Annotated in this window: 12 protein-coding genes; 3 read left to right on the top strand and 9 right to left on the bottom strand. The window is 45.2% G+C overall.

Annotated elements, in window-relative coordinates; translation table 11 throughout:
• Window positions 1-106 precede the first annotated feature (106 nt).
• The gene (locus ACXAH6_RS18935; protein ID WP_474879389.1) at window positions 107-1,036 is read right to left on the bottom strand and encodes a tyrosine-type recombinase/integrase; all 930 of its coding nucleotides are present in this window, start codon (window positions 1,034-1,036) and stop codon (window positions 107-109) included.
• 179 nt (window positions 1,037-1,215) lie between these two features.
• On the bottom strand, window positions 1,216-2,079 hold the full coding sequence (locus ACXAH6_RS18930) for a YicC/YloC family endoribonuclease (protein ID WP_474879388.1): 864 nt from the start codon (window positions 2,077-2,079) through the stop codon (window positions 1,216-1,218).
• A gap of 213 nt (window positions 2,080-2,292) precedes the next feature.
• Between ACXAH6_RS18930 and rph the strand changes: the two genes are divergently transcribed.
• The 3 genes from rph to tusA are packed head-to-tail and all read left to right on the top strand — an operon-like array spanning window position 2,293 to window position 3,893.
• Complete coding sequence (gene rph / locus ACXAH6_RS18925; protein ID WP_474879387.1) at window positions 2,293-3,006, top strand: ribonuclease PH; 714 nt, start codon at window positions 2,293-2,295, stop codon at window positions 3,004-3,006.
• A gap of 10 nt (window positions 3,007-3,016) precedes the next feature.
• Window positions 3,017-3,658 (top strand): orotate phosphoribosyltransferase, encoded by a 642-nt coding sequence (gene pyrE, locus ACXAH6_RS18920; RefSeq protein WP_474879385.1) that lies wholly within the window; start codon window positions 3,017-3,019, stop codon window positions 3,656-3,658.
• Complete coding sequence (tusA, locus tag ACXAH6_RS18915; RefSeq protein WP_474879384.1) at window positions 3,648-3,893, top strand: sulfurtransferase TusA; 246 nt, start codon at window positions 3,648-3,650, stop codon at window positions 3,891-3,893. Before pyrE ends, tusA begins: the two co-directional genes overlap by 11 nt.
• Here the strand turns inward: tusA and ACXAH6_RS18910 are convergent.
• The 7 genes from ACXAH6_RS18910 to ACXAH6_RS18880 all read right to left on the bottom strand — a co-directional run bounded on the left by ACXAH6_RS18910 (window position 3,890) and on the right by ACXAH6_RS18880 (window position 9,042).
• A complete protein-coding gene (locus ACXAH6_RS18910) occupies window positions 3,890-4,072 on the bottom strand; it encodes a hypothetical protein (RefSeq protein ID WP_474879383.1) in 183 nt (60 codons plus the stop codon). The two genes, tusA and ACXAH6_RS18910, sit on opposite strands and share 4 nt — an antisense overlap.
• Window positions 4,073-4,089: 17 nt before the next feature.
• Complete coding sequence (locus ACXAH6_RS18905; RefSeq protein WP_474879381.1) at window positions 4,090-4,542, bottom strand: hypothetical protein; 453 nt, start codon at window positions 4,540-4,542, stop codon at window positions 4,090-4,092.
• 106 nt (window positions 4,543-4,648) lie between these two features.
• Window positions 4,649-5,170, bottom strand: coding sequence for a YqaA family protein (locus tag ACXAH6_RS18900; RefSeq protein ID WP_474879380.1), 522 nt, complete (start codon window positions 5,168-5,170; stop codon window positions 4,649-4,651).
• A 59-nt stretch (window positions 5,171-5,229) separates the two neighbouring features.
• Window positions 5,230-6,525, bottom strand: coding sequence for a metal-dependent hydrolase family protein (locus tag ACXAH6_RS18895; RefSeq protein ID WP_474879379.1), 1,296 nt, complete (start codon window positions 6,523-6,525; stop codon window positions 5,230-5,232).
• A 98-nt stretch (window positions 6,526-6,623) separates the two neighbouring features.
• Window positions 6,624-7,511: a DMT family transporter gene (locus ACXAH6_RS18890; protein ID WP_474879377.1), complete on the bottom strand. Its 888-nt coding sequence runs from the start codon at window positions 7,509-7,511 to the stop codon at window positions 6,624-6,626.
• A 132-nt stretch (window positions 7,512-7,643) separates the two neighbouring features.
• A complete protein-coding gene (locus ACXAH6_RS18885; protein ID WP_474879376.1) occupies window positions 7,644-8,207 on the bottom strand; it encodes a DUF1285 domain-containing protein in 564 nt (187 codons plus the stop codon).
• Window positions 8,194-9,042, bottom strand: a complete 849-nt coding sequence (locus ACXAH6_RS18880; RefSeq protein ID WP_474879374.1) for a DUF3014 domain-containing protein — start codon at window positions 9,040-9,042, stop codon at window positions 8,194-8,196. The genes ACXAH6_RS18885 and ACXAH6_RS18880 overlap by 14 nt, the downstream gene beginning before the upstream one ends.
• Window positions 9,043-9,081 lie beyond the last annotated feature (39 nt).

The following is a 9,081-nucleotide window of genomic DNA, read 5'->3' as shown; positions in this document are numbered from 1 at the left end:
AAGAGCGTCCCCATGATGCCCTGAATGATCTGACACCATGGGAATATTTAACCAAGCATGAAATGGCCGAAATCTCTAATTATGGATGTAACTAATTAAGGGAGGTTTACAAAATGTACTCTCTTCTTTTTGATGCGCGTCGAGCTGGAAACAAGTATTGTGAGCCACATGACCTAACCTTTAATTCATTTAAAAAAGGAATAATTTTATTCGGTAAACCTATAGCCAAACCTGGTGACTTTTTCTTGGTGCGTGCTTCTGGGAGCATCCAAATCTGTTCATCCAAATTAAACTCACTCCACTTGGCAGCGATCAATTCACACTTTCTGACACCTAATGTCAGTAACAGGCAAACTGCTATGTAGTTGTCCCTAGTGAATTGGTCTTTGTTTGACCTCATCACCTTTAAGGCTATTTCTATTTCTGGAAACTCCAGATTACGCGTTCTCGACTCTTCTGTTCCTCCAGCGTGTTTTGGCTTCAAAATTGAAGCTGGGTTATTTTCGATAGCATTTAGAATTATTGCTTGTGTGAATATATGCTTGCAGTGATCTAGTGCATCATTAGCAACTGACGGCCTACCCGAATCATTTATTCTTTGAACTAGGTCGTATATATCTCTAGAGGTTACTTGTTCAACAGGAAGCTCTCCGATATAAGGTTTTATGTCTCTCCTGTAAACCCTCGCTGGTATATCTGGGTTTTCAATGTTCCGCTCTCTCTCTTTCAACCACTCTTGTGCAACGTCATTTACAGTCATTTTCTCAGACTGTTTCCGCTCTGTTTTTGGATCAATTCCGTTTCTTACCTTTGCCTTGTTGTCAGCGACTAGTTCTCTAGCTTTTTTCAAAGGTATGGCTTTTGGCGCTTTGCCATATGTACCTAAGGTAATTTCTTTCCTTTGTTTAGCAAAGGTATACCTGAATATCCATGACGCCTTACCCGACTTTAGGGGTTTTAAGTATAAGTTCTCATCAATAGGGTGCTTCTTTTCATCTTTTGATTTGGCAATTACGCCAATCTCTGAATCTGTCATATCAAATTTAAAGGTGGTGACTTTATATAAAGATGATAGCAGGTGCGTGGTTTTAGATTACTGCTAAGTCACCACTATTTCGACGTATTGTGATAATTACTGAAACAAACCTGGAGCAACCTGTAACAAAAAGCCCTTTGAGTAAAGGGCTTGGATGTGTTCTGATTGATTGTGAAATGCTATTCTATATTCTGGATCTGCTCGCGCATCTGCTCTATCAACACCTTAAGCTCAACGGCAGATTGGGTGATTTCAGTGTTGATCGACTTCGACCCCAAGGTATTCGATTCGCGGTTAAACTCCTGCATCATAAAATCTAAACGGCGGCCACAAGCACCACCCTTTTTCAGAATCTTACGAGTTTCACCCACGTGAGTGGTGAGGCGATCAAGCTCTTCTGCCACGTCGATTTTTTGCGCCAGCATGATCATCTCTTGCTCTAGACGACCCGGTTCAAGCTCTACTTTGGCTTCTTCAAAACGCGTTTGCATGCGCTCGCGTTGCCACTCGATAATAGTAGGCATGTGAGCTGTCACTTTAGTGACTTCTGCTTCAATGCTATCAAGGCGTTGTTCGATGAGAGCTTTAAGGTTTTCGCCTTCTGCGCCTCGGGCTTGAATAAAGTCTTTTAGCGCCTCGTCTAAGCCAGCTAGCACGTCTTTATTAATTTCATCCATGTCGGCTTCTTCAGCCGCAATAACGCCAGGCCAGCGCAATACATCTAATGGGTTTACACCGGTTGATTGACCGTGAGATTGCACCCAATCTGCCGCGTGTAATACTTGTTTAGCTAACTCTTCGTTGAGGTTTAACTTAGTAACAGCTGAATCGTTGGCAGTAAAACGCAATGCACATTCCACTTTGCCGCGTTGCAAGTTTTTGCGGAATCGTTCGCGAAGTACCGGCTCCAGTGAACGGAATTGCTCTGGCAATCGGAAATAGGTTTCTAAATAACGTTGGTTAACTGAGCGCAGCTCCCAAACTGCTGTGCCCCATTCTTTTTTCACTTCGCGTCGCGCGAATGCCGTCATGCTGTATATCACACATCACCTTTGCTTTTTGTCGCCATTATTCACTACTGTGCGGCGGATCATTAATGGATTCATCATACTTAAAATCTCTCTGAGACGCGAATATGCAAATCACGCATTCTGATTATCCAAAACTTCCCGCGTCTGCGTTATACTGTCTCACTAAGTTCGCGTTTCGAACGCACCTAATCAATCGAATCAGTATTACCCATCACGGAGATCATTATGCGTCCAAGTGGCAGAACCGCCAGTCAAATCCGCCCAGTTACAATTACTCGTCATTTTACATGCCATGCAGAAGGGTCGGTACTTGTTGAATTTGGTAATACCAAGGTGCTGTGTAACGCGACCGTTGAAGAAGGTGTGCCACGCTTTATGAAAGGCCAAGGCAAGGGCTGGATCACGGCTGAGTACAGCATGTTGCCCCGCTCTACCCATACTCGCAGTGCTCGTGAAGCGGCGCGTGGTAAGCAAGGCGGCCGTACATTAGAAATTCAGCGTTTGATCGCGCGTTCTTTGCGTGCAGCGGTAGATTTAAAACTCCTAGGCGAAAACACCATCACTCTTGATTGTGATGTGATTCAAGCCGACGGTGGTACGCGTACAGCATCAATCACAGGTGCTTGTGTGGCTATGGTTGATGCGTTGAGCTACATGCGTAGCAAAGGCATTATTAAAGCCAACCCGCTTAAGCATATGATTGCTGCTTTGTCTGTGGGTATTTACCAAGGTACGCCTATCTCTGACCTTGAGTACGTTGAAGACTCAGCGGCAGAAACCGATATGAATATTGTGATGACAGACACAGGTAAACTGATCGAAGTACAAGGTACTGCTGAGGGCGAACCGTTCTCATTTGAAGAGATGCAAGAAATGCTAGAAATCGCTAAACACGGTTTGCGTGAATTATTCGATATTCAAAAAGCGGCATTGAATTAAGAGAGTAGTGATGAAAGATTTTCAGAAAGCCTTTATTGCCTTCGCTATTGAGCGAGGTGTACTAAAATTCGGTGAATTTACACTGAAATCTGGTCGCAAGAGCCCTTATTTCTTTAACGCGGGCTTGTTTAATCGCGGTGGTGATTTGGCCAAGCTAGGTCGTTACTATGCGGCAGCTTTAGTCGATGCAAACATTGATTTTGATGTGCTGTTTGGCCCTGCTTACAAAGGCATTCCCATTGCCACCACAACGGCAGTTGCGTTGGATGAGCACCACAATATTGATACGCCTTATTGCTTTAATCGCAAAGAAGCGAAAGATCACGGTGAAGGCGGTAACCTTGTAGGGAGTCCGCTGGAAGGCAAAGTGATGCTGGTGGATGATGTGATCACCGCCGGTACGGCAATTCGTGAGTCGATGACCTTAATTGAAGCGAACCAAGCTAAATTAGCCGGTGTATTGATTGCCCTTGATCGACAAGAAAAAGGTCAAGGCGAGCTTTCTGCAATTCAAGAAGTAGAACGCGACTATGGTACACAGGTTGTGTCTATCGTTACGCTTGCTGACGTTGTAGCTTACTTGGAAGCTCAAGGTGGCCACAGCGAAGAAATTGCGGCTATTAACGCATATCGTGAAAGCTATGGCATCTGATTGGGATAGCGCAACACAAGAGCTTGATACCCTCGGGCTGCGTTGTCCTGAGCCAGTGATGATGATCCGTCTTGCCATTCGCAAATTGCAAGACGGTGAAACCTTGTGTGTGTTAGCGGATGATCCCGCTACTAAACGAGACATTCCAAGCTTCTGCCGGTTTATGCAACATACCTTATTAGCAGAAGACGTCGAAGCGACCCCGTTTCGGTTTTTGATCAAAAAAGGGCTTTAACCCTGCCCGTTTGACCCACCCTCTGTGATCGCTTGTAGCAATATTTGCTGCAAGCGCACTTTGTCTTGCGCATCGTGGCAATGCACGTCGCACAAATGCAAGCTTTGTCTTTTTAGCATGCGTTTTAGCACACTCACTTTCACTTCTAGGTTAATAAATTCCGAATTGGGCTGTTGCACGTTTTCACCTGCGATGGTCAGTGAATAGCGGTTGAACTGAGTTGTATTGTATTTTGCTTTTGCCCACTCAGTGCATGTACCAAAGATTGCATTAGGCCCACCAGAGTCATTTCACTGGCGAATAATGGCATTAATGTAGTGAGTTGCTGCTGAGCGCTTTGTAGTACGGTTTCACCCAGAGTTTTCTCGTCTAGATCAAAATGCAGCTGAGCGAGGTGCTGAGCCGCCAATGCAAAGGCAACCAAATCAGTGCCTGATTGTTGTGGGTCGGCTTGAGGTTGTCTTAACGCCAATAATACCGACTGCGCTATTTCATACACCTGACCTGCCAGCTCAATGGCGTGTTCTTGATCACCGTGTGTTTGGCGCGCCTTTACTTGCTCTCTAATGTGTTGCCGTTGAACTCGTGCATGCTCTGGGTGCAGTTGAAGCCACTTTCGATACACAGGGCATAAATAATTCGTTTGCATATATCGCCTCCAGAAGTTGGTGATGTAGAATAATTGCAAATGAGAATTATTATCAAAAGTAATCGATAAAAGTGAACAGTGCAAGTTATTCAGCATAAAAAACAACCTAACGTGAAAGCCACCATAAACCGATAACCAGGGCGCCTAGCAATATGGTTGCCGATAGCCGATAACGTTTTATGAGCTTTTCTGCTTTGTTTCCAGCTATATACACAACAAGTGCTAAACCGAAATAACGTATTGAGCGGGCGATAATTGTTGCTAGTAAAAAAAGGGCAAGAGAATACTTCGTGGCCCCCGCCGCTAACATGGCAATTTGAAAGGGGATGGGCACAATGCCTAAGGTCATAACAAACCAAAACCCATTGTCAGCCATTTTTTGCTTCACTGATTCAAATTGTTCTGGTGTCGCAAAGTATTGAATCAGTGCGTCGCCAACAAAATCAAATAAGAAATACCCGAGGGCATAACCGAATAATGCGCCAATAATGCAGCCGAGTGTGGCCATTAGTGCTATTAACCATATTTGCTCTCGTTTTGCTTGCATCAAAGGAATGAGTACGGCCTCCAGTGGGATGGGGACAATCGTAGACTCTAAAAAAGACGCAATGGTGAGGCCGCGCAGCATATTGTCAGATTCGATTGCTGCGCGAGTTTTGTGTTTTAGCTTGTGTTTCGTTTTCTTTATTACAGAGATGCTTTGTAAACCTTACCGTCTTTCATCACAAAACGGATATTTTCCATCACCCGAATATCATTAAATGGGTTGCCTTTTACAGCAACGATATCGGCCCATTTTCCAGCTTCAATCGTGCCAACCTGTTGTTCTATCTCAAGTAGCTCTGCTGCGGCACGTGTGGCACTGATCAATGCATCGGCTTCATCCATTCCGGCATCTACCATCAGCCCAAATTCCTGTGCATTGTCACCGTGAGCAGAAACGCCACTGTCTGTACCAAATGCAATTTTCACTCCGGCTTTATAAGCTCGCGCAAAAGTTTGTTGAATTAATGGGCCAATAGCAGCGGCTTTTGGACGAACAATTTCTGGGAAATATCCATCGATTTTTGCTTTTTGGGCAACAAAATTACCCGCCATGATGGTAGGTACATAATAGGTACCATGTTCCTTCATTAGCGCCATGGTAGCGTCATCCATGTAAGTGCCGTGCTCGATTGAAGTTACACCGGCTTTGATCGCGCGCTCCATGCCTTCTTTGCCGTGAGCATGCACTGCCACTGTCATGCCGTAATCTTTGGCGGTGGCCACAATGGCGTCGAGTTCGTCGGTCATAAATTGCGGGTTTTGTCCGCTTTTGGCGACACTGAGCACGCCACCTGTAGCAGTAATTTTTATTAAATCAGCGCCATCTTTGTAACGCTGCCTTACTGCTTCTCGTGCTTGTGCCACTCCGTTAACAACGCCCTGCTCTGGGCCAACGTCGGGACGAATTGCTTTTGCCATACCGTTGCTTGGGTCGGCATGGCCGCCGGTGGTGGCAATAGATTTCGCCGCGGTATAAATTCGGGGGCCTTGGGCAATACCTTTACCAATGGCATTGCGCAATGCAACGGTTTCGTTATAGCCATCACCGAGGTTTCTTACCGTAGTAAAACCCGCCATTAGTGTTTTCTCTGCGTAGTAGGCCGCTTTTAGCGCTACGTCAGCTTCATTTGCGGTATAGCGTTCTAAATAAGTTTGCGGGCCACCGTGTTGTGACGACAAATGCACATGCATATCCATCAAACCCGGCAATACGGTGGCGGTGCTCAAGTCGATTAATGTGTCGTCTGGATTCGGCTTAACAAAGCCTTTTTCTACGCGCTTTATGGTGTTCCCATCAACCACTATGGTCATTTGGCTGAGTAATTGTTTATCTTTGGCGGTAAAGAGTTTTCCCGCGTGAATATAGGTATCGGCGATTGCGTGTGACGTAAGCAGGATCGCAGATAAAGAAAACGCTGAAATGAGGGATTTTTTCATTGTAATAATTTGCCTTGTCAGAGTGTGATATTTACTTTAGGTGATCCATTCTGACAAAGCAAAATACTAGTTAACTATATGTTTAATAGTGCTTTTGTTTAGTTGTTACGACGCTTTTTTCCTAGGCTAGCTAAGATGCCAGCAAAAACCACACAACCAATCGCATAAACATAGATAGGCAAAAACTCTTCGGCGTAGAACAAATACAGGTACAAGGTTGATAAAACGGGTGTACTAAAGATAAACACCGCGACTTCACTCGCTGGTAATCGTCGTAGCGCCGCTATCCAAAATACGTAAGACACGCCATTGATGAAGACGCCGTTGGCAATTATTCCCAACCATTGCTCGCCATGTGGCAAGACCCACTGTGATTTTTGATACAACAATACGGCGGCTGCAATGGTGGCAACGCCAAAATAGAGGGAGTTCAGGCTCAAAGGTTCGTAGTGCACTTTTTTAGACAACACCGAGAATAAAGCAAAACAAAATGCGCCTGCGGCTACCCACAATAAGCTAGCGTCCAACCCATTTTTTAGTTGGCTAATGTGCCCTTTAGTTAGCACTAAAATAACGCCAAACATGCCGATGCAGAGGGCTATAATAACGTGTTTAGACAGCCGCTCACCGAGCAGAAATACAGACAATATGGCGATCATCAACGGCCAGGTGTATTGCATCACCAACACCGACATTCCATCGGCTTCTCGATAACCCTGATACAAAAACCAATAGTAAATAAAGGTGCCAAGCAAACCTAAAATACTGGCGTGCAGTAATCCGCGCCAACCAAATTCGCGAAAGTGTTTAGTCTTTTTTTGTTGTAGCGTTAGCAGTAGTAGTGTTGCGAAAGAAACCAAGCTAGACCAAAACAAAAATTGAAACTGGTCGAGCTCGGTTTGACCCATCTTCGAAACCACGGGAATGAATGCCCACAAGGCAACACACAGGCCTGCACAGAATAAGCCGATACGATTTGCCGTCATGGCAGTCTCCAATAGTGATGATAAGGCGGAACCATGATTACTATGCCCTATTAATCATTGAGTTAACAAGCGTCAGGGAGATACTACTTTGTGCAGAAAAGGCGGGGTGACGTTACCTTATCACGGCTAATTCTAGTTGTGTGGAATGGCACCTAAACACAAAGTGGCGGCTTGGGTGTGAATTTCGAAATGAGTGTGGGTTTGCGTTTCACGTTGTTCACACTGTTCTAATAAGGCGTAGTAAACGTTTTGATGGAACCTCGCCCATAAATTTCGACGCACATTAACATACGGGACTTGTGTGTCGTCATCTTGCGTTCTTACTGGTGGCACACGCAATTCGAGTGGATGAGTGTTGTTGCAGATAAAAGTATCACCCGTTTGGGTTGTTAATGTTAGCGCTTCGGCCGACAGCTCCCACTCAGTGATGACAAAGGGCACGTCTTCAACGTTTATCCCTACTTTTTCTACTGGCGTGACTAAGAAATACTGCTCGTCTTCTTTCTTCAGTACAGAAGCAAAGAGTTTAACTAAAGCGTGGCGACCGATAGGTGAGTTTTGATAAAACCAGCGACCATCTTGGGCTATAAAAAGCGGTAGGTCACCGCAAAATGGCGGGTTCCATTTTTCAACGGGAGGCAAAGCAGACGCTTTACCTCCTTGTTGAAGACTGGTTTGTAACTTATTGAGATCCATCTTCCTCAAGCAACGCTTTTAAATCACGCAACTTGGCTTTTACACGACGCATGTTGTCGGGGCCTGTACGCAATAACTGCTTTTGAGGAGCAGCTAAGCTCTCTAGGCGTTCATCGGCAAACTTATACATTACTGAATCCGTGTACACCTCAATTGGCATTTTCACTTCTGGGGTATCGAGCAATGTATCAATAGCGTCGAGGAAAACCTCACGGAATGGTACGTCAGGATCACCAATTTCATCGTACTTGGTTTGAATTTCTTCTTCATAACGTTTGTACAGCGATAGCAGTGATGCATTGTCGAAAGACTCAAGTGCATCAACATAAGGGGTATATCGCTTAAAGCTGGCTGCATCAACCCACTCTCTATCCGCTTGCTGATAGACACGGAAAGATTGTGATGGAGGTGTGACGAGTCGGTGATTAGGTGCCATCTCGTTATCAGCTAAGTTGGTTACTGTAACAACAAAGCGTTGAAGTAAACCGTCGTCAACCATCAAACGAACAAAGGTTTCTGAGGTAGCGATGCTAGTTAGTGCCGACTTAATCGCACTGTCACTGGTATCAATGGGTTCTGGCTCAGGCTCTGGTGTCACAGGTAATGGCTCAACTTCTTCCGTTGGCTCAATTTCAACTGGCTCGGGTGGAGGCGTTGATTCAAACGGCTCTGGTGTTTCAACGACAGGTTCTGGTTGGGCGACAACAGGCTCTACAACCGGTTCTGGCTCCGGCTCACTTGCTGGCCATAGCAACACCGCAACAAGAATGACGACTACTGCACCGATACCGATAAAGTAGGGGGTTAACGAACGTTGTTCTGTGCTTTCGCTCATATTCTATCTACCGTGATAATCCACACTAAGAATCCATAG

It is taken from the genome of Alteromonas sp. ABE4_545, assembly GCF_056161325.1.
This window is presented reverse-complemented; position numbering and strand designations above follow the sequence as displayed.

Coding starts and splice junctions, on each gene's coding strand:
- ACXAH6_RS18935 (WP_474879389.1), bottom strand. CDS start 1,036: ATGACAGATTCAGAGATTGGCGTAATTGCCAAATCAAAAGATGAAAAG.
- rph (WP_474879387.1), top strand. CDS start 2,293: ATGCGTCCAAGTGGCAGAACCGCCAGTCAAATCCGCCCAGTTACAATT.
- pyrE (WP_474879385.1), top strand. CDS start 3,017: ATGAAAGATTTTCAGAAAGCCTTTATTGCCTTCGCTATTGAGCGAGGT.
- tusA (WP_474879384.1), top strand. CDS start 3,648: ATGGCATCTGATTGGGATAGCGCAACACAAGAGCTTGATACCCTCGGG.
- ACXAH6_RS18905 (WP_474879381.1), bottom strand. CDS start 4,542: ATGCAAACGAATTATTTATGCCCTGTGTATCGAAAGTGGCTTCAACTG.
- ACXAH6_RS18900 (WP_474879380.1), bottom strand. CDS start 5,170: ATGCTGCGCGGCCTCACCATTGCGTCTTTTTTAGAGTCTACGATTGTC.
- ACXAH6_RS18895 (WP_474879379.1), bottom strand. CDS start 6,525: ATGAAAAAATCCCTCATTTCAGCGTTTTCTTTATCTGCGATCCTGCTT.
- ACXAH6_RS18890 (WP_474879377.1), bottom strand. CDS start 7,511: ATGACGGCAAATCGTATCGGCTTATTCTGTGCAGGCCTGTGTGTTGCC.
- ACXAH6_RS18885 (WP_474879376.1), bottom strand. CDS start 8,207: ATGGATCTCAATAAGTTACAAACCAGTCTTCAACAAGGAGGTAAAGCG.
- ACXAH6_RS18880 (WP_474879374.1), bottom strand. CDS start 9,042: ATGAGCGAAAGCACAGAACAACGTTCGTTAACCCCCTACTTTATCGGT.